This is a genomic window from Lentzea sp. NBRC 102530 (assembly GCF_030269365.1).
Lineage (GTDB): Bacteria > Actinomycetota > Actinomycetes > Mycobacteriales > Pseudonocardiaceae > Lentzea.
This window is the reverse complement of record NZ_BSTF01000003.1, coordinates 678325-697086: the sequence shown is the minus strand read 5'-3', so window position 1 is coordinate 697086 and position 18762 is coordinate 678325. Positions and strand designations below refer to the sequence as shown.

The following is an 18762-nucleotide window of genomic DNA, read 5'->3' as shown; positions in this document are numbered from 1 at the left end:
CCTTCAGAGGATCTTGCTGAGGTGCGCAAGGCTGCGCGCGGTGTCCTGAAGTGGCTTGTCCACGGGACTTCCATCCTTGAGCTGGGTGTCCTGCTCAAGCACGAACCAACCGGTGTAACCCGCCTCTTGAACGAGCTGCACCAGCGCTTCGACGTCCACGTCGCCGTCCCCGAGCGGCACGTAGATGCCCTGTTCCACGGCATCGGTGTAACTGAGTTCGCCGCTGCGCACCTTCGCCGCGATCTCGTCACGCACGTCCTTGAGGTGCACGTGACCGATGCGGTCCGGGTAGCGGCGCGCCAGCTCGACCGGGTCCGTGCCACCGATGAGGAGGTGGCCCGTGTCCAGGCAGAGCTGGAGATCGGAGTCCGCGAGGAACCTGTCGACCTCCGCCTCCCGCTCGACGTGGGTGCCCACGTGCGGGTGCAGCACGGTCCTGAGCCCGTGCCCGGCGGCGATCTCGCGGATCTTCGCGCAGGTGTCGACGAGCGTGTTCCACTCGTCGTCGCTGAGCTTCGGCGTCTCGTCGTAGCCGTCGAGGCCGGTGGCCGCGGCGAGCACGAGCACTTCGGCCCCGCCCGCCTTGAGGATCGCGGCCACGCGGTCGGCTTCGTCCAGAGTGGACTGGACGTCGGTGTGCAGCGTCACGGCGAGGAAACCGCCGACGAGGGTGAGCTCGTGGCCGCTGAGGAGCGCTTTGAGCTGCTCGGGGTCGGCCGGGAGGTAGTCCGGCGGGCCGAGTTCGGTGGCGATGAGGCCGAGGGAGTGCATTTCGCTCAGCACCGTCTCGGACGGGAGGACGTCGCCCCAGCCCGGCACCTCGCACACGCCCCAGGAGATGGGTGCTCCCGCGATCTTCGCCATGCCCTCAGTTCCCCTCTGTGTTGAACTGCGCCGCCTCCGGCGTCGCGGAGGAACCGCCTTCCAGTCGGTCGTCCGGCCGACTCGCTCTCACCGAATTGGGCTCCGCCGAATTCGGTGAGAGCGGGTGACCGGACGACCGACGCGGTTCCTCGATCTTCACCGGCGCGCCGGTGCGACGCGACTGCTCACATGCTTCGGCCAGGCGCAGGCTGATCAAACTCTCCCGCGCCGGGGACGGGTTCGCGACCTCGCCCTTGATGACCTGCGTGAACAGGTTCATCTCGTTGACGTACGCGCGGTGGAAGCGCTCCGGGAAGCCGGGGTAGGCGTCCGGTCCGGCGACGTGGCCGCCGGGTTCCAGCGAGTTGAGCGGGGTCTTCGGGTCGACGCCCGCGACCAGCGAGTCCTTGCTGCCCAGCACCTCGATGCGGTGGTCGTAGCCGACCGGGTCGTGCCGGCCGCCGGCGAGCGTGGCGTGCGCGCCACCGGCGAACTTCAGCATCACGACGGCGTTGTCGACGTCGTCGGCGTCCGCGAACGCCTGGTGCACCAGCACGGACCCGCTCGCGTAGACCTCGACGACCGGCTCGCCGACGAGCCACGGCACGCAGTCGAGGTCGTGGATCAGCAGGTCGCGGAAGATGCCACCGGAGGCGGGCAGGTAGGAGAAGTCCGGCGGGTTCGCGTCGTTGCCGACGGCCCTGACCAGGTAGACGTCCCCGACCTCGCCGGCCCTGATGCGGCGGTTGAGCTCGTAGATGGCCGGGTCGAAGCGGCGCTGGAAGCCCACCAGCACCTCGACACCGGACTTTTCGACGTCCTCGATCAGCGCGGCCATCTCGGCGACGTCGCTCGCGATCGGCTTCTCGCAGAGCGTGGGCACGCCCTTGGCGATGGCCGCGCGCAGCATCTCGGGGTGGGTGTTCGTCGGCGTGGCGAGCAGGACGCCGTCGACGTTGCCCAGCAACGTGTCGAGATCGTCGACCGCCTTGGTGCCGCTCAGCTCGGCCGACGCCTGCGCTGCCCTGCCGGGCACCGGGTCGAAGAGGAGCACCTCGTCGACCCGATCCAGTGCGGCGAGGTTGGTCGCATGCATGGTGCCGATCCTGCCGACACCCGCTACTCCGATCCGCATCGCAGGTTTCCCCTGTTCATCGCCTTGAACTGTTAGAGCGCTCTATTGGTTGGAGCGCTCCAATGCTGTAACTTCGGCCACACGGGTGTCAAGGGTCCGTTTCCTGCCCGTAACGCGAGGGGAGGTGTTTCAAGTGGTCAGACCGACGATGGAGGACGTCGCACTGCGCGCCGGGGTGTCCCGTGCACTGGTGTCCCTGGTGATGCGCGGTTCACCCAAGGTGAGCGAGATGCGACGCAGCGCGGTGCTGAAGGCCGCGGAGGAGCTGGGGTACTCGCCGCACGCCATGGCCCGTTCACTGGCCTCGCGCACGTCGACCGTGCTGGGCGTGATGGTGTCCGATCTGCACAACGCGTTCTTCGCGGAGGTCGTGGACGGCATCGACGAGGTGGCGCGCGAGCAGGGCTTCGACATCATCATCAACACCGGCGGCCGCTCACCCGCCCGCGAACGCCGTGCCTTGGAGTCGCTGCTCTCCTTCCGGCCCGCGGGCCTGGTCCTGCTGTCACCGGTCGTTCCCGGTGGCGCGATCGGCAAGGCGGCGGAACAACTTCCGATCGTCCTGGTCGCCCGCTCGTCCCGTGTGTCCTCTGTGGACACCGTGAACGACGACGGCGAGGTCGGTGCGCGGCTGGCCGTTGAGCACCTGGTTTCGCTGGGGCATCAGCGCATTGCGCATTTGGACGGCGGTGAAGGCACTCAGGCTGGCCCGCGTCGGCGCGGGTACGTCGCGGCGATGGAGTCCTTCGGGCTCGCGCCTCAGGTCGTTCCCTCCGAGTACACCGACGCCGCTGGTGCGCGGGCGGTTCGTTCGCTGATCGCTGAGGACGCGTTGCCCACCGCGATCCTGTCCTGCAACGACTTCAACGCCGTTGGCGCGATCTCGGCTCTCGAAGACGCCGGGCTGCGCGTTCCTTCGGACGTTTCCGTCGTGGGGTACGACAACACCTCGTTGGCCGCGTTGCGGCACGTCTCCCTGACCACGATCGACCAGCCCCGTGCCGAGTTCGGCCGGTTGGCCGCGGACGCGCTTCTGCAGCGCGTCCGTTCGGAGCGCACCGAGCCCGTGCGCCATCTCCTCACCCCCTCGCTCGTTGTTCGCAACACCACCGCACCGCCAGGAGGCTTGCGTTGAGCACCATCCCCCACTGGATCGACGGCGCCCGCACCACCGGGGTGTCGTCCCGGACCTCTGACGTCTTCAACCCGGCCAGCGGTGCGGTCGCCGCCCAGGTCGTGCTGGCCGAGCAGGCCGACGTCGACCTCGCCGTGTCTTCTTCTCTGAAGGCAGCGCAGTCGTGGTCGGAGTCGTCTCTGTCGACGCGCTCGCGCATCCTCTTCGAGTACCGCCACCTGCTGCACATGCACCGCGACGAACTGGCCGCGATCATCACGTCCGAGCACGGCAAGGTGCTGTCGGACGCGGCCGGCGAGGTGCAGCGCGGGCTGGAGGTCGTCGAGTTCGCGTGCGGCATCCCGCAGCTCCTGAAGGGCGAGCACTCAGAGCAGGTCTCGCGAGGTGTCGACGCCTATTCGTTGAGGCAACCGCTCGGAGTCGTCGCGGGCATCACGCCGTTCAACTTCCCCGTGATGGTGCCGATGTGGATGTTCCCCGTCGCCATCGCATGCGGGAACACGTTCGTGCTGAAGCCTTCCGAGCGCGACCCGTCGGCTTCGCTGCTGTTGGCCGAGCTCTTCCAGGAGGCCGGGCTGCCCGACGGCGTGCTCAACGTCCTGCAGGGCGACGCCTTCGCGGTCAACGCCCTGCTGGACCACCCGGACGTCTCGGCCGCCTCGTTCGTCGGCTCGACCCCGATCGCCCGGCACGTCTACGCGCGCGGCACGGCGGCGGGCAAGCGCGTGCAGGCCCTCGGCGGCGCCAAGAACCACATGGTCGTGCTGCCCGACGCCGACCTCGACGTGGCCGCCGACGCCGCCGTGTCGGCCGGCTACGGCTCCGCGGGCGAGCGCTGCATGGCCATCTCGGTCGTCGTTGCCGTGGGCGACACCGGAGACGAGCTGGTTGCGAAGATCGCTTCTCGCACCCGCGACCTGCACCCGTCCGTGCTGCCCGGCACCGACCCGTCCGCGCAGATGGGACCGCTGGTCACCGGCGTGCACCGGGACCGCGTCCAGTCCTATGTGGACGCGGGTGAGGCCGCCGGTGCCTCGTTGGTGGTCGACGGCCGTGGGCATGCGCCTGCCGGGGCCGAGAACGGGTTCTGGCTGGCGCCGACGTTGTTCGACCACGTGACGCGGGACATGACGATCTACACCGACGAGATCTTCGGGCCGGTGCTGTCTGTGGTGCGCGTCGACACGTTCGAGGACGCGCTGCAGCTGGTGAACGCCAACCAGTACGGCAACGGCACGGCCATCTACACCGGCGACGGGCTGGCGGCGCGGGAGTTCCAGCGGCGCGTGCAGGTCGGCATGGTCGGCATCAACGTGCCGATCCCCGTACCGATGGCCTACTACTCGTTCGGCGGGTGGAAGGACTCGCTGTTCGGGGACACGCACGTGCACGGGGCTGAGGGCGTGAAGTTCTACACGCGGGCCAAGGCCGTGACGGCGCGGTGGCCGCAGCAGCACGGCGTGAACCTCGGCTTCCCGACCCACGGCTGAAACAACCTTGCGAAGGCGGCTACCCCCAGGGGTGGCCGCCATTAATCAAGGCATCACCGCAACCAGATATCAAAACAGCACACGCATGCAGCAACACGTTCACAACGAAAAGGTATTTTCCAAAAGAGATGCCCCGCCACAGCACCTCCCTGACACAACCGCACTGGCCGGAATTAAATTCCGGCACACTAGAGTCCATAGCAGGCCAATACAAAGACTGCGACAATCAACCCCAACGAAGCTCATTCTTGCCCGCGAGGAATATGATCACTCGCTGTCGCCCGAGAACTTTATAGTCAGACCGTACCAAGCAGTGGTCAGATCGTGCCACTTTGCAGTCATATCGTTTCACGGCATCAACATCCGGTTGACCCAGCCCGATAGCTCTGTTGCACTCACAACACCCAATCCGGGTCCAACTTTCTAGTTGTCGCAGCGATTGTACCGAAAGAGGTGAAGCCAATGCCAAAATCTGCTCTTGCGCTTGCATTCGCAAGACTGAGGCTAGTTGCATCTTCTTTCACACGCCGTCGCACATATACCGCAAGACTCTTCGAGATTGCTCCAATAAATCGAATATTTGTAGCTTCAGAGCTTCAGTTCAAACTTTTCATCAACCGAATACGGCAAATCTTAAAGGTTCCGTCGGTCTTTTTTCTTGTTCCCGCCTCTTCTTGCAAATGGCCAAGCACCACCACAAAGTCCCGAAACCACGCACACCCGACGAAACCCGCATGCAAAGCGCATCAATACTTTTGCAGACTCCAATCATTCATACTCCTTCCATTGCCGGTCGCATCAAATTCCAAGACGGCGGGACAGGCAAGCACTACGCAACACCGGATACTGCACGCGACAATCCCTGTGACCGGTCGAGATAATTCATCTCCTGTTCACGGCACTTTTTCCCCAACGGGCGCGACGGCGATCAACGAGGCGATTGAATGTCGCCAACCAGCAACGCGACTTGACCACCTTCGCAAAAAAGCCGGCCTGAAACCGCGCTGAAATGTGAATCGATCTCGAGTACCCGCGCGCGGATTGCGCCCTCCAGGTGAGCGAGCATGGCAGCAAGCCGCGCCGTCACCGCGGGTGAACATAGGGATAACCGCAGGTCAGCATGCGAGCTCTTCCCTAGGACTTGATTTTCTGCCGCCTCCGAGCGTTACGATGCAGGACAACTGGAGACAGCGGCGACGAGCGAGAGTCACAGCGGACACTTGAAGTTGCCACAAGACAGAATCTCCTGATCAACTCGTGTCTCCATAACAGAAGACTCCCGGACACTTACCTATTGGCGTGGGTGAGGCATTCGGGTTAATAGGGAAGGCCCTCCGGCTTGGACACCGGAGGGCCTTTCTTGCTAATCAGAACAGGTAGAAGATCACCATCACTGAGCGAAGCGTGATTCCATGCGGACATGGAATCACGCTTCATCATCGATACGCCCGATATTGGCATAGACCACCGAGCGCCACAGGCATAGCAGTCCGTAGTCCATCAAACCAACATTCCAATCGGAATGGAAATAGTAGCGAGACCGCAGCGATCCATTTATTCCAACCGGGCGCGCCGTTGGGCTTTCCAAGCACAGACCACCTGGCGTGGCCGAGCAATCCCATCTCGATCCGCTGGACCAGACTCGCGACTTTGTGCGCTTCGCTAACCAGTTTCAGCAAGTCTTGTACAGGTAGATCCGCGAACCATGGGGTATTGTGTGATCAACTCGCCGACGCAGCCGTTGCATGGCGAGAAAAGCAATGAAACAAGGGCAAACCTTGCCGAGACGATCACTGTCGTGATACCTCTTTGCTGCGGACACGTCCAAGCCGCAGTTTGTTGATCCGAATTTGCCTCACCCACGCCACAGGTCAGTATCCGAAGGGAACTTTCGAATGGACGAGCGCCGGTTGGCGCAGTTGTTGATCTTGGGATACTTCCCCCTGATCATGTACGCACTGGCTGACATGAACATCAGCACGAACGAGGCAGCTGTCGCCGCAGCAGCGATCTGTACGTTCCTGCTGGAGTTCGTTCACCGCTACTTCGGTGGCGACGACGGCCGGGGCCTCGGCGGCCCGCAGGCCCTGCCTTCCTGATCACCGATCTCACGTGTCGGGGCGTCAGCGCCGTACGCCCAGGCGCCCCGACACCTCATCTGAAAGGTCGCCATGGGCGTCCCACAAGATCATCTGAATCTGCCGCAGTACATGGTCGACAGTGGCCAGTTCACCAGTGACCTCTGCCATCTGCATCGCTACTCGGGTGCTGAGTCGTACCGAAGCCTCGAGCGCAGGATTGGTTACTCGGTCTCAACCATCCACCGTGCACTCAAGAGCACCACCACGCTTCCGGAGTGGCGAGTGGTCGCGGCATTGCTGAACGCCTTCGGGGTCAGCGAGAGCACCATCGCCGAGGACTGGCTGCCTCGCTGGGCCGAGATCAAGAGTCTCAAAGATCCCATTCGACGCCGGACACGAAGTCAGGGTGCAGACCCTCAGTCCGAATCACCAACCAGCCCATCGACCGGCACAGAGTGTCCTATCTGTGGCGCTTGGGTGACGAACGTCGAGCTGCACGGCAAGTTCCACGAGGACTACGCACCGCGGGTTCGCTGGTCAAACATCCTGGGGTCGCGCGCTTCATAACCTGCTGGATCCGCATCGGCTCAGCCGTGAACCTGGGCTTCCCCACGGCTGAGCCAACGAGGAACCCCCGCCGGGAGAGCGGGGGCTTCCTCGTCGCAAGCCGCGATCAGGCGTCGACCTTCTCGCGTTCCTCCGCCGCCGCAGCAGGAGGCGCCGGCTTCGGCAGGAACCGCTTGATGAGCGGGAAGAACAGGATCAGCAGGATGACCACGTACACCACAACGGCCATCGGGCTGTTCACCAGGCCCGTCAGCGAGCCGTCGGAGAGCTGCAACGACCGGCGCATCTGCTGTTCCGCGGCCGGACCGAGGATCACGCCGATGATCGCGGGCAGCACCGGCAGGCCGTAGCGGCGCATGCCGAAGCCCAGCAGGCCGATCACGAACATCAGCAGCAGGTCGAAGATGTCCGCGTTGACCGCGTAGGCACCGACCGAGGCGAAGAACAGGATGCCCGCGTACAGGTACGGCCGCGGGATGCGCAGCAGCTTCGCCCACAGCGGGGCCAGCGGCAGGTTGAGCACCAGCAGCAGGGTCAGGCCGATGAACAGCGACGCGATCAGGGCCCAGACCAGGCTCGACTCGCGCTGGAACAGCAGCGGGCCCGGCTGGATGCCGTACTGCTGGAACGCGGCGAGCATGACGGCCGCGACGGCCGTGGTCGGCAGGCCGAGGGTCAGCATCGTGACGAGGGTGCCGGCGGCCGAGGCGGAGGCCGTGGACTCCGGGCCCGCGACTCCCTCGATGGCGCCCTTGCCGAACTCGTCCTTGTGCTTGGAGAGGCGCTTCTCCGTCACGTACGACAGGAACGTCGGAATCTCCGCGCCGCCTGCCGGGATCGCGCCGAACGGGAAGCCGATCACCGGGCCGCGCAGCCACGGCTTCCAGGTGCGCTTCAGGTCCGCGCGGGACAGCCACGGACGGCCGACCGGGATCGGCTCGAACGGCTTGCGGCGCAGGTGGGCCGCTACCCACAGGGCCTCGCCGACCGCGAACAGGGCGACCGCGACCACGACGATGTCGATGCCGTCGGCCAGGTGCAGCGAGCCGAACGTCAGGCGTTGCTGACCGGTCATCTCGTCCAGGCCGACCAGGCCGAGCGTCAGGCCGATGAGCAGCGACGCGAACCCGCGGATGCGGGAGGCGCCGAGCACCGAGGTGACGGCGATGAACGCCAGCACCATGACGGCGAACAGGTCGGGTGCGCCGATGTCGACGGCGTGCTTGGCCACGAACGGGGCCAGCAGGACGATCAGGATCGTGCCGATGATGCCGCCGGTGAAGTGACCGATGGCGGCGGCGGCAAGCGCTTGCGCTCCCCGTCCCTTGCGGGCCATGGGATTGCCTTCGAACGCGGCTACGACGGCAGCGCTCTCGCCGGGTGTGTTCAGCAGGATCGACGTGGTGGAACCGCCGAACATGCCGCCGTAGTAGATGCCCGCGAACATGATGAACGCGCCGGTCGGCTCCATGCCGTAGGTGACGGGCAGCAGCAGGGCGACCGCCATGGCCGGGCCGATGCCCGGCAGGACACCGATCGCGGTGCCCAGCAGCACGCCGACCGCGGCGAGCAGCAGGTGCGTCGGCGTCAGCGCGGTCGCGAAACCGTCGAGCAGTTGTTCCACCTAGAACACCTCCATCAACGGGCCACCGGGGAGCGGGACGCCGAGCAGGTTGTTGAACATGACGAAGGTGAAGATCGACAGACCTGCCGCGATCAACGGGTCGCGGACCAGGTTGCGGCTGCCGAGCGCGTAGGCGGACCCCCAGAAGAGGATCGCGCCGGAGATCGGGAACCCGACCACGCCGATGAGCGCGGCGTTCGCGAGGAAGGCCCCGCACAGCAGCAGAACGGTCTTCCAGTCGGCCGGTGCGGACAGGTCGACGTCCTCACCGCCCTCGGCCTCGCCCTTGCCACCGCGCAGCACGTCGCGGGCCAGCAGGGCGGCGACGACCAGCAGCAGCGAGCCGACCAGGATCGGCACCGCCTTCGGGCCCACGGGGCCGCGCTGGGCGAAGTCGGTCGGGATCTGCACGGCGTCGGTGAGCACCAGCACGCCGAGCACGACCAGCAGGACGCAGATGCCCAGCTCGGAGTGTTCGCGGAACCAGCCCTTGCGCTGTTCCGGCTCGGTCACGGTCGTCATGCCAGCCCCAAGTCCTTGAGCACCGTTGCCACCCGCTTGTTCTCGTTCTCCAGGAAGGTCCTGAACTCGTCTCCCGGCGCGAAGGCGTCCGTCCAGCCGTTGCGCTGCAGGGCTTCCGCCCACTGCGGCGTCCTCTGGAGGTTCTGGAACACCTCGACCAGCTTCGCCTTGTCGGTCGGCGAGATGCCGGGCGGCGCGACGATGCCGCGCCAGTTGGTGAACTCGACGTCCACACCGGACTGCCGCAACGTCGGCGCGTCGATGCCCTCGATGCGGTTCTTGCTGGTCACCGCGAGCACGCGCAACGTGCCGGCCTGGATCTGGTCGCGGTACTCGCCGACGCCGGAGACGCCGAACGCGACCTTGCCGCCCAGCACGGACGCCAGCAGTTCGCCGCCGCCGTCGAACGGGATGTAGTTGACGGTCTTGGGCTGCAGGCCGACGGCCTTCGCCATCAGCATCGGCGCCAGGTGGTCGGGGCCGCCGGGAGCCGAGCCGCCGCCGACGGTCACCGTGCCGGGGTTCGCCTTCCACGCGTCGACGAGTTGTTGCATCGACGTGAACGGCGAGTCCTTCGCGACCACGACGATGTCCGGTTCCTCGATCAGCTTCGCGATCGGCGTGGTGTCGAGCAGCGAGTTCGGCGACTTGTTCGTGTACACCGCGCCCACGACGCCGAGACCCATCGACATGATCAGCTTGCCGTTGCCGCGCTCACCGACCGTGCGGCCGAGCCCGACCGTGCCGCCCGCGCCGGGGAGGTTGAACACCTCGGCGTTGCGCAGCAGGTCGGCGTCCTCCATGGCCTTCGCCGCCGTGCGGGCGGTGATGTCGTAACCGCCGCCGGGCGCGTTCGGCACGAGCACGCGCAGCGACCGCACCTGACTGCTCTCACCGCTGTCCGCACCGGGCGACAGCAGCGGCGGCACCAGCAGGACGGCGAGCAACGCCGTCGCCACCGACACCCACACCTTCACCGGCACTGTGATCCCCGCCTCTCATCCGCGTGGTTGAACATGTTGCTCTGGTGTAAACCTTGATGTCGCTCTTGCGCTTCTAAGGTTTCTTTCGGTCTTTCTGGTCACGGGAGGTCTCATGCGTCGCCGCCGTTCCCTGGCCAGTCAGCTCCTCGCTTGGCAACTCGTAGTCGTCACGCTGCTACTTTGCGCAGTCGGCGCGCTGACGGTCGTCCAGACGGGCAACAACTTTCGCTCCAACGAGGAACGCCGGATGCTCTCGGTCGCCGAGACGGTGGCGGCGAACACGCTGGTCCAGGAGGAGATGGGCAACTGGCGGCTGCTGTCCGCGCCCGCCGAGACCGCGCGCAGCCTCTCCGGCGCCTCCTACGTGCTGATCCTCAACGACAAGCGGCTCGTGATCGCCTCACCGGACCCGGCGCAGATCGGGACCACTGTGGACACCCGCTCCACCGCTCTCGAAGGCAGGTCGTGGACGGGCAGCACCGGTGACTCGATCGAGGCGCACGTGCCGGTGTTCGACCCGACGAGCCGCCAGGTCAACGGCATGGTGATCGCGGGCGCCGAGGACCCCGGCATCTTCGCGGGCGCCCTGGAGCAACCCGTCGACGTGCTGCGCTACCTGGCGATCGCGCTGATCATCGGCGTCACCGGGTCGTTGCTGCTGGCGCGCAGGGTGAAGAACCAGACGCTCGGGCTGGAGCCGCACGAGATCACCGCGCTGGTCGAGAACCGCGAGGCGTTGCTGCACGGCATCCGCGAGGGCGTCGTCGGTCTCGACGGGCAGAACCGGATCACGCTGGTCAACGACCACGCGAGCGACCTGCTGGCGTTGCCGGAGGACGCCGTCGGCCGGTCCGTCGAGGAACTGGAGCTCAACGACCGCCTGCGCGACGTGCTGACCGGCCGCGCGACCGGTGTCGACCAGCTGGTGCTGCGCCAGGGCGTCGTGCTGACGTTGAACCGGATGCCGATCGAGGGCGGCGAGGGCGCGGTCGTCACGTTGCGGGACCGCACGGAACTCCTTGCGCTGCAACACGAACTCGACGCCTCGCAGCACGCGACGGACACCTTGCGGGCGCAGGCGCACGAGTTCGCGAACCGGCTGCACACGATCGCCGGGCTGATCTCGCTCAAGGAGTACGACGAGGTCACCCACTACATTCACCAGATCAGCTCGGCGCAGGACCAGTGGCGGGCCGAGGTCGGCTCGTCGATCGGCGACCCCGCCGTGGCCGCGCTGCTGATCGCCAAGGCGTCGCTCGCCGCCGAACGCGGCACGGCGTTGCGGATGGCCCCGGACAGCGTGCTGGGCAGGGCCGACGAGGCGTTGTCCGCGGACCTGGTGATGGTGCTGGGCAACCTGGTCGACAACGCGTTGGACGCGCTCAGCTCGTTGAGCGGCACCAACGGTGGCGGCAAGTGGATCGAGGTGGGTGTGGTGCAGAGGGACGACGAGGTCCAGGTCGTGGTGCGCGACTCCGGTCCCGGGGTGGCGCCGGAACTCGCCGAAGAGGTGTTCCGGCACGGGTTCACGACCAAGGCGGCATCGCACGGCGAACGAGGCATCGGGCTCGCGCTGATCAGGCGGGCGTGCCTGCGGCGCGGCGGGGCGGTCAGCGTGTCCGGGTCGGTCTTCACGGCAAGGCTGCCGCGGTGATCCGGGTGCTGGTCGTCGACGACGACTTCATGGTCGCGAAGGTCCACAGTGGATACGTCGCACGCACGGACGGGTTCGAGGTCGCCGGGGTGGCGCACACCGGCGGGGACGCGCTGAAGCTGGTCGCGTCGTTGAAGCCCGACCTGGTGCTGCTCGACGTCTACCTGCCGGACGTCAGCGGGCTCGAAGTGCTGAAGTCGTTGCGCGCCAACGAGGACGTGGACGTCATCGTGATCACGGCGGCGACCGACGTCGAGACCGTGCGCGGTGCGATGCGCGGTGGCGTGCTGCACTACCTGATCAAGCCGTTCGACTACCCGGCGCTGCGCGACCAGCTCGCGCACTTCGCGTCGTTGCGGGAGAAGCTGCACCGGCTCGACTCGGCCGGGCAGGCCGACGTGGACCAGGTGTTCGGCGCGCGGCCGACCTCGAAACCCTTGCTACCCAAGGGGTTGACGCCGGAAACCGCGCGGCTCGTGGAGAACGCCCTGAGGTCGCACCCGGACGGCCTGTCGGCGTCGGAGTGCGCTTCCTCGACGGGGGTGGCTCGCGTCAGCGCACGCCGGTACCTGGAGCACTTCGTGTCGACGGGACGGGCCGAGGTGCGGCTGCGGTACGGCGGAACCGGTCGCCCGGAACGGATCTACGGCTTAGTCCCAGGAGCCTGAACGGCCGCGCTTGGTCTCGGCGCGCCGCTTCTTGCCCGCGATGCGGCGTTCCTTGGAACCCCTGGTGGGCTTGGTGGCCCGGCGCACCGGAGGCGGCGCAGCGGCGGCTGCCCGCAGGATCGCCGCGAGCCGTTCCCGCGCCGCGGCCCGGTTCTGCAGCTGCGCGCGGTGCTCGGAGGCGGCGATCGTGATCACGCCGTCGACCAGGCGACCGGCCAGCCGTTCGAGCATCCTGGCCTTGAGGTGCTCGGGGACGCTCGGCGAGGCAGCCAGGTCGAACGAGAGCTCCACACGGCTGTCCGCCGTGTTCACCCCCTGCCCGCCCGGCCCACCTGACCTGGAAAAACGCTCGCGCAACTCGGACGCCGGCAGCACCAGCGTCCGAGTCACGGTCACGTCGTTCATGCCTCCAGGTTAGAAGGTCAGACCCGGAAGTGTCGCGATCTTTATCAGCGTCTCGCGGTCGGGCAGCGGCGCCGGACGGCTCTTCGGGCCCTCCAGGTCCGGGGTGCCGACCGCGTTGGTGCGGAACCCGCCGACGTTGAAGCTGCTGGCCTTGACGTACGTGCCGTCGGTGCGCAGCGCCTCGACCTGGTAGATGTGGACGCCGTCCTGCCTACCCGCGATGCTGGACCTGACCTTGATGCCGTCGATCTCGCGCAGCTCGCAGGGCGCCACCTCGGGCTCGAAGCACGTGCTGAAGTCCGTGGCGTTGTCGCGGTGGAGTTCGATCGTCAGCGCGCTGGTGCCCTGAGCGTCCGTCACCAGCGCCACTGCACGGCGGGTGCCGATGAGGTCGAAGAACTGCAGTGCGCCTGCCGGGACTCCCTGAGCGTCCTGCACGGTGACTCCGGCCGGGATCAGGTCGGCGTCGCGCAGGATCGCGGTGAGCTGGGCGTTGCGGTCGACGTTGCCACCCGCCGAGGCCGCCGCGTTGTCTGCGGTCTTGTGCGGCGCCGCCAGGTACCCGACCGTGCCGGCCCCCACCAGCAGCACGAACGCCAGCGCGCCCGCGATCGCCGTGCGCCGGCGGACCAGCCTGGTCCTGCCCTTGCGGATCACCTCGGAGGTGTAGATCCGCGACACCGGCTCGTTCTCCAGCAGGTCGCGCAACGCGGCGAGTCCCTTGGCGGCCTGGCTCTTCACCGTGCCCTCCGTCCTGCCGAGGATGCGGGCGGTCTCGGTGATGCTCAGGTCCTCCCAGTACCGCAGCACGACGACGGCGCGTTGCCCGGCGGGCAGGGCGTCGAGGGCGCCGCGCAGGTCGAGGTCCGTGGTGGCGTCCGTGACCGCGCTCTCCGGTACGGCGTCCACGGTGCGTTCGCGCTGGAAGAACCCGCGCCGGGTCTCGTCGATGGCGGTGCGCACCAGCACCTTGCGGGCGTAGGCGTCGACGCTGTCCTTGCGCACGCGCGACCACGCGACGTACATCTTGATCAACGCCTGCTGGACTATGTCCTCGGCGCGGTGCCAGTCGCCGCACAGCAGGTAGGCCGTGCGGCGCATGACGAGCGCGCGTGCGTCGACGAACTCCCCGAACTCGCGATCGCGGTCCAAGTGCCCCCTCCTCGGTCGCCGCTTAGTACGCGGCGACCGGCTCAGGAGGTTGCCTCAGAAGCGGGGGTGATCGCCGACGAGAGCCGCGCCGCCCTCTTCGGACTTGGTGATCTCACCCAGCACCCACGCCGGGACGTGGCGGGCCGTCAGCACCGCGAGCGCGCGGTCGACGTCCTCGGGCGCGACGACGGCGACCATGCCGACACCCATGTTGAACGCCTTCTCCATCTCCTCGCGCTCCACGCGGCCGCGCTGGGCGATGAGCTGGAAGACCGGCGCCGGGGTCCAGGTGCCGCGGTCGAGCTTCGCGTGCAGGCCCTCCGGCAGCACGCGGGCCAGGTTCGCGGCCAGGCCACCACCGGTGACGTGGGAGAACCCGCGGACCTCGGTCTCGGCGATCAGCGCCAGGCAGTCCTTGGCGTAGATCTTGGTCGGCTCCAGCATCTCCTCGCCGAGGGTGCGGCCGAACTCCTCGACGTGGCCCTCGAGCGGCATCCGCGCGATCTCCAGCAGCACGTGCCGCGCGAGCGAGTAGCCGTTGGAGTGCAGGCCGGACGAACCCATCGCGATCACGACGTCGCCGTCGCGGACGCGGTCCGGGCCGAGCAGCTTGGACTGCTCGACCACGCCGACGCCCGTGCCGGAGATGTCGTAGTCGTCGTCGCCCATCAGGCCGGGGTGCTCCGCGGTCTCGCCGCCGAGCAGCGCGCAGCCGGCCTGGACGCAGCCCTCGGCGATGCCCTTGACCAGCGACGCGATCCGGTCCGGCACGACCTTGCCGACCGCGATGTAGTCCTGCACGAACAGCGGCTCGGCACCGCAGACGACCAGGTCGTCCACGATCATGGCGACCAGGTCGATGCCGACGGTGTCGTGCTTGTCGAGCGCCTGCGCGATCGCGATCTTGGTGCCGACGCCGTCCGTGGAGGAGGCGAGGACCGGCTCCTTCCAGCGGTCGAGCTTGAGCTGGAACAGGCCGGCGAACCCGCCGATGCCACCGAGCACCTCGGGCCGGTGCGCCTTGGCCGCCCACGGCTTGAGCTTCTCCACCGCCTCGTCACCTGCGGCGATACTGACTCCGGCGGCGGCGTAGGTGGCCTTGGCGCTGTCGGTCACGTCAACTTCTTCCACTTGGATCTGGGTGCCTAGGGACGACGCAGGGCGTCTTCGGCACCATAGCCGTTCGGCAGGACGGGAGCCGCCGAGCCCGACACGCCCTTGAGGCCTTCGAGCAGGTGCTTGCCGATGAGCGCGTCCTGCGGCAGTTCGATGGGGTATTCGCCGTCGAAGCACGCCGAGCACAGCCGCGTCTTGGGCTGTTCGGTGGCCGCGACGAGCTGCTCCAGCGACACGTACCCGAGCGAGTCGGCACCGACCGAACGCCGGATGCCGTCGTCGTCCAGGCCGTTCGCGATGAGCTCCGCGCGCGAGGCGAAGTCGATGCCGTAGAAGCACGGCCACTTCACGGGCGGCGACGCGATCCGGACGTGCACCTCGAGGGCACCGGCCTCGCGCAGCATGCGGACGAGCGCGCGCTGGGTGTTGCCGCGCACGATCGAGTCGTCCACGACGACCAGCCGCTTGCCGCGGATGACGTCGCGCAACGGGTTCAGCTTGAGCCGGATGCCGAGCTGGCGGATGGTCTGCGACGGCTGGATGAACGTCCGGCCGACGTAGGCGTTCTTGACCAGGCCCGACCCGTACGGAATGCCGCTGGCCTGCGCGTACCCGATCGCCGCCGGCGTGCCGGACTCCGGCACCGGGATGACCAGGTCGGCCTCGACCGGGTGTTCCTTGGCGAGGCGGCGCCCGATCTCGACGCGCGTGGCGTGCACGCCGCGCCCGGAGATCGTGGTGTCCGGCCGCGCCAGGTAGACGTACTCGAAGATGCAGCCCTTGGGCTCGGGCGTCGCGAACCGGGTCGACCGCAGGCCGTCCTCGTCGATCGCGATCAGCTCACCGGGCTCCACCTCGCGCACGAAGCTCGCGCCGACGATGTCCAGCGCCGCCGTCTCGCTCGCCACGACCCAGCCGCGTTCGAGCCGGCCCAGCACCAACGGCCGCACACCGTGCGGGTCGCGCGCCGCGTACAGCGTCGACTCGTCGGAGAACGTGAGGCAGTAAGCACCCTTGACGGTCGGCAGCAGCTCCAGGGCGGCCTGCTCGATGCCCTTGTCCGCCGCCGCGTGGGCGAGCAGCGCGGTGAGGATGTCCGAGTCGGTGGTGGCGCCGTTGCGGCTGGTGATGCCCAGCGCCTTCGCCTTCTCCTGCAACTCGGCGGTGTTCACCAGGTTGCCGTTGTGGCCGAGGCTCAACCCGCTGCCGGCCGCCGTCGTCCGGAACGTCGGCTGTGCGTTCTCCCAGGTCGTGGATCCCGTCGTGGAGTAACGGCAGTGCCCGACGGCGACGTGTCCCTTGAGGCTCTGCAGGACCTGCTCGTCGAAGACCTGGCTGACGAGCCCGAGGTCCTTGAACACGACGACCTGGGAACCGTCGCCGACGGAGATGCCCGCCGCCTCCTGCCCGCGGTGCTGCAGGGCGTAGAGGCCGTAGTAGGTCAGCTTGGAGACGTCTTCACCGGGAGCCCAGACGCCGAAGACGCCGCACTCCTCACGGGGTTCCTGTTCGGACTGGGAATGGTCGTCGACCACCGAATTGGCTCCCTCACGATGGGGCTGGCTGCACCCCGAGTGTAAGTGGAGCACCCCGTGGTAGACCCCCCTCCGACCCCTGGTGAGGTGATGAAACTCATGCCATTGGCGGTGTTTCAGGCCCTCTTGCACCCGCTGAGCGTGGTGGTGCCGGAGTCGTGGCGCGCGGTGCAGACCACACCGTCGTTGAGCCCGACGTTGCCGGGCATGTCGGTCTCCAGGATCGACACGCCCTTCAGGTCCTCCTGGCCCGCGTCCTCTGGGAGGTCGCCGACGGGTTCGAGGCGGACCCGCTGTTCGGTACCGCCGCCGGCCTCGTGGACGTAGAACTCGGTGACCTTGAAGGTCATCTCGGACTGCCAGGTGGAGGCGCAGCCGGACAGGACTAACAGGGCCAGTGAGGCCAGGACGGTCTTCCGCACTACGCCTTTTTACAGTTCGTGGTCTCGCTGCGGGTAGCGATGTGCTTCTCGTTGACGCGTTGCTGCACGACGTGGCACACGACCTCGTCGCCGACCTCCACGGTCTCCGTGAAGTCCTTGATGTTGACGCGGCCCGAGTACCAGTCGCTGACCATGTCGACGGGCTGTTTCTGCGCCAGGACGAGCTCGTACCCCAGGGCGTCCTTCTCGGTGACCTTGAACTTGACGTCGCCTTCGAATCGCCCGTTGCCACAGGCGGTCAGTGCGAGGCAGCCGAACGCGAGGACTGCGACAACCTTGCGCATCACGCCTTCTTGCAGCTCGTCAGGTCGGTCACCACGTTCGAGTCCTCGATGGCGCTGCGCTTCCTCTGTTCCACGACACAAATCACCTCGTCGCCGATCTGAGCGCCTTCGAGCGTCGCCGTCTCCTTGATCATGTTCTTCAGCTTCTCGGGCGCCAGCGCTCCTGATGGCGCCTCACCCACCAACTCCAGGTTGAAGTACTCGGTCGGATTGCCCTGGTGAATGGAGACGATCTTGTAGCGAACCTCCTGCTGCCAGTTCGCCGCACATCCGGTGAGCAGCAGGCAGCCGAGCACGACCGCAGCGAGCTTGCGCATCAGTGCCCCCGTCCGACCCGAAGAACGTCCAGCACCTGCTTGTCGCCGGCCATCTCCTTGAGGTTCATCCGGTTCCAGAGCCAGAAGTAGACGAGCTCGGCTTCCCCGACCACCTGCGCGTCGCCCTCCTCGCCAGGCGCGGCGGAACGGACCTCCGGCACCTCTCCGGCGGTCAGCGAGATCAGCCAGGACTCCGGTACGTCGGTCGACCGGACCAGGGCAGAGCCAGTCACGTCGTGCGGGCTGTCGCCGTCGAGCTTCGCCGCGACGATCGTCGTCAGCACCTCGTCGATGCCGTCGACGCAGAGGTCAGGGTCTGTGGCACCTACCTGACGGACGACCGTCTGCGCGTCGTAGCGACGCAGCACCGTCTCGTGCGCGATGCGCCGATGCCACACCCACGCCAGATCAGGGGCGGACGGCGAGAACGTCCACACCGGTCGGTTCCCCGGCACTGCGGTCAGAACCTCGGCCGCGCCGACCAACTGGAGGTCGAGGTACTCGAGCGGCGACAAACCGCTCTGCGGGGGCGTCGGCTTGATCGGGTTGCGGCTGCCGGTGCGCAGGTACTCGGTGGAGGTCTCCAGGAACCTGCCGACGTGGATGACCAGGTCCTGAACGGTCCACCCAGGGCGGGTCGGCACCTCGGCCGCCGGGTCCGCCTCCGCCACTGCCCTGCGGAACAACTCCGCCTGCTCGATGAACACAGCGGTCCACCGCTGAGCCGTCCACCCCGTCTGCACCATGAACGACATCGTGCCCGAAACCGTCCACCGGCGAGTGGGGA

19 protein-coding genes are annotated in these 18762 nt (G+C 67.3%); 6 read left to right on the top strand and 13 right to left on the bottom strand.

The annotated features are described in order from the left end of the window. Positions 1 to 3 precede the first annotated feature (3 nt). Together QSK25_RS11060 and QSK25_RS11055 are read right to left on the bottom strand one after the other, a co-directional pair. Positions 4 to 864 (bottom strand): TIM barrel protein, encoded by an 861-nt coding sequence (locus QSK25_RS11060; protein ID WP_285637429.1) that lies wholly within the window; start codon positions 862 to 864, stop codon positions 4 to 6. 4 nt (positions 865 to 868) lie between these two features. Further along, positions 869 to 1999: a Gfo/Idh/MocA family protein gene (locus QSK25_RS11055; RefSeq protein WP_285637426.1), complete on the bottom strand. Its 1131-nt coding sequence runs from the start codon at positions 1997 to 1999 to the stop codon at positions 869 to 871. A gap of 133 nt (positions 2000 to 2132) precedes the next feature. On the opposite strand from QSK25_RS11055, the gene QSK25_RS11050 reads away from it, so the two are divergent. The 4 genes from QSK25_RS11050 (at position 2133) to QSK25_RS45355 (ending at position 7272) form a co-directional block, all read left to right on the top strand. Further along, on the top strand, positions 2133 to 3134 hold the full coding sequence (locus tag QSK25_RS11050) for a LacI family DNA-binding transcriptional regulator (protein WP_285637423.1): 1002 nt from the start codon (positions 2133 to 2135) through the stop codon (positions 3132 to 3134). Continuing rightward, positions 3131 to 4624, top strand: coding sequence for a CoA-acylating methylmalonate-semialdehyde dehydrogenase (locus QSK25_RS11045; protein ID WP_285637420.1), 1494 nt, complete (start codon positions 3131 to 3133; stop codon positions 4622 to 4624). Before QSK25_RS11050 ends, QSK25_RS11045 begins: the two co-directional genes overlap by 4 nt. A gap of 1895 nt (positions 4625 to 6519) precedes the next feature. Next, positions 6520 to 6723: a hypothetical protein gene (locus tag QSK25_RS11040; protein ID WP_285637417.1), complete on the top strand. Its 204-nt coding sequence runs from the start codon at positions 6520 to 6522 to the stop codon at positions 6721 to 6723. A 72-nt stretch (positions 6724 to 6795) separates the two neighbouring features. Continuing rightward, on the top strand, positions 6796 to 7272 hold the full coding sequence (locus tag QSK25_RS45355; protein WP_352235729.1) for a helix-turn-helix domain-containing protein: 477 nt from the start codon (positions 6796 to 6798) through the stop codon (positions 7270 to 7272). Between the two features lie 106 nt (positions 7273 to 7378). Here QSK25_RS45355 and QSK25_RS11035 read toward each other — a convergent pair whose 3' ends face one another. From QSK25_RS11035 to QSK25_RS11025, 3 genes are read right to left on the bottom strand one after another with little or no spacing between them, the layout of a single operon-like run. After that, on the bottom strand, positions 7379 to 8896 hold the full coding sequence (locus QSK25_RS11035) for a tripartite tricarboxylate transporter permease (RefSeq protein ID WP_285637414.1): 1518 nt from the start codon (positions 8894 to 8896) through the stop codon (positions 7379 to 7381). Beyond that, positions 8897 to 9418 (bottom strand): tripartite tricarboxylate transporter TctB family protein, encoded by a 522-nt coding sequence (locus tag QSK25_RS11030; protein ID WP_285637411.1) that lies wholly within the window; start codon positions 9416 to 9418, stop codon positions 8897 to 8899. Next, positions 9415 to 10383, bottom strand: a complete 969-nt coding sequence (locus QSK25_RS11025) for a Bug family tripartite tricarboxylate transporter substrate binding protein (protein WP_502881829.1) — start codon at positions 10381 to 10383, stop codon at positions 9415 to 9417. Before QSK25_RS11025 ends, QSK25_RS11030 begins: the two co-directional genes overlap by 4 nt. 130 nt (positions 10384 to 10513) lie before the next feature. Between QSK25_RS11025 and QSK25_RS11020 the strand changes: the two genes are divergently transcribed. Next, on the top strand, positions 10514 to 12055 hold the full coding sequence (locus QSK25_RS11020) for a sensor histidine kinase (protein WP_285637408.1): 1542 nt from the start codon (positions 10514 to 10516) through the stop codon (positions 12053 to 12055). Continuing rightward, positions 12052 to 12723 carry a response regulator gene (locus tag QSK25_RS11015; RefSeq protein WP_285637405.1) on the top strand — a complete coding sequence of 224 codons (672 nt, stop codon included), beginning with the start codon at positions 12052 to 12054 and terminating at the stop codon, positions 12721 to 12723. Before QSK25_RS11020 ends, QSK25_RS11015 begins: the two co-directional genes overlap by 4 nt. On the opposite strand, the gene arfB is transcribed toward QSK25_RS11015, so the two are convergent. The 8 genes from arfB to QSK25_RS10975 all read right to left on the bottom strand — a co-directional run bounded on the left by arfB (position 12706) and on the right by QSK25_RS10975 (position 18721). Continuing rightward, a complete protein-coding gene (arfB, locus tag QSK25_RS11010) occupies positions 12706 to 13128 on the bottom strand; it encodes an alternative ribosome rescue aminoacyl-tRNA hydrolase ArfB (protein ID WP_285637403.1) in 423 nt (140 codons plus the stop codon). The genes QSK25_RS11015 and arfB overlap by 18 nt on opposite strands. A 9-nt stretch (positions 13129 to 13137) precedes the next feature. After that, positions 13138 to 14280 carry a SigE family RNA polymerase sigma factor gene (locus tag QSK25_RS11005; protein WP_285637400.1) on the bottom strand — a complete coding sequence of 381 codons (1143 nt, stop codon included), beginning with the start codon at positions 14278 to 14280 and terminating at the stop codon, positions 13138 to 13140. Between the two features lie 54 nt (positions 14281 to 14334). Continuing rightward, positions 14335 to 15396 carry a phosphoribosylformylglycinamidine cyclo-ligase gene (gene purM, locus QSK25_RS11000; RefSeq protein WP_285637397.1) on the bottom strand — a complete coding sequence of 354 codons (1062 nt, stop codon included), beginning with the start codon at positions 15394 to 15396 and terminating at the stop codon, positions 14335 to 14337. 29 nt (positions 15397 to 15425) lie between these two features. Continuing rightward, positions 15426 to 16931 carry an amidophosphoribosyltransferase gene (gene purF, locus QSK25_RS10995; RefSeq protein WP_285637393.1) on the bottom strand — a complete coding sequence of 502 codons (1506 nt, stop codon included), beginning with the start codon at positions 16929 to 16931 and terminating at the stop codon, positions 15426 to 15428. 116 nt (positions 16932 to 17047) lie between these two features. Further along, positions 17048 to 17353 carry a hypothetical protein gene (locus QSK25_RS10990; RefSeq protein ID WP_285637390.1) on the bottom strand — a complete coding sequence of 102 codons (306 nt, stop codon included), beginning with the start codon at positions 17351 to 17353 and terminating at the stop codon, positions 17048 to 17050. Next, entirely contained in the window at positions 17353 to 17658 is a 306-nt protein-coding gene (locus tag QSK25_RS10985; protein ID WP_285637387.1) for a hypothetical protein, read from the bottom strand. The genes QSK25_RS10990 and QSK25_RS10985 overlap by 1 nt, the downstream gene beginning before the upstream one ends. Beyond that, on the bottom strand, positions 17658 to 17975 hold the full coding sequence (locus QSK25_RS10980) for a hypothetical protein (RefSeq protein ID WP_285637384.1): 318 nt from the start codon (positions 17973 to 17975) through the stop codon (positions 17658 to 17660). The genes QSK25_RS10985 and QSK25_RS10980 overlap by 1 nt, the downstream gene beginning before the upstream one ends. Continuing rightward, positions 17975 to 18721, bottom strand: coding sequence for a maleylpyruvate isomerase N-terminal domain-containing protein (locus QSK25_RS10975; protein ID WP_285637381.1), 747 nt, complete (start codon positions 18719 to 18721; stop codon positions 17975 to 17977). The genes QSK25_RS10980 and QSK25_RS10975 overlap by 1 nt, the downstream gene beginning before the upstream one ends. Between the last annotated feature and the right edge of the window lie 41 nt (positions 18722 to 18762).

Coding starts and splice junctions, on each gene's coding strand:
- QSK25_RS11060 (WP_285637429.1), bottom strand. CDS start 864: ATGGCGAAGATCGCGGGAGCACCCATCTCCTGGGGCGTGTGCGAGGTG.
- QSK25_RS11055 (WP_285637426.1), bottom strand. CDS start 1,999: ATGCGGATCGGAGTAGCGGGTGTCGGCAGGATCGGCACCATGCATGCG.
- QSK25_RS11040 (WP_285637417.1), top strand. CDS start 6,520: ATGGACGAGCGCCGGTTGGCGCAGTTGTTGATCTTGGGATACTTCCCC.
- QSK25_RS45355 (WP_352235729.1), top strand. CDS start 6,796: ATGGGCGTCCCACAAGATCATCTGAATCTGCCGCAGTACATGGTCGAC.
- QSK25_RS11030 (WP_285637411.1), bottom strand. CDS start 9,418: ATGACGACCGTGACCGAGCCGGAACAGCGCAAGGGCTGGTTCCGCGAA.
- QSK25_RS11020 (WP_285637408.1), top strand. CDS start 10,514: ATGCGTCGCCGCCGTTCCCTGGCCAGTCAGCTCCTCGCTTGGCAACTC.
- arfB (WP_285637403.1), bottom strand. CDS start 13,128: ATGAACGACGTGACCGTGACTCGGACGCTGGTGCTGCCGGCGTCCGAG.
- QSK25_RS10985 (WP_285637387.1), bottom strand. CDS start 17,658: ATGCGCAAGGTTGTCGCAGTCCTCGCGTTCGGCTGCCTCGCACTGACC.
- QSK25_RS10980 (WP_285637384.1), bottom strand. CDS start 17,975: ATGCGCAAGCTCGCTGCGGTCGTGCTCGGCTGCCTGCTGCTCACCGGA.
- QSK25_RS10975 (WP_285637381.1), bottom strand. CDS start 18,721: ATGGTGCAGACGGGGTGGACGGCTCAGCGGTGGACCGCTGTGTTCATC.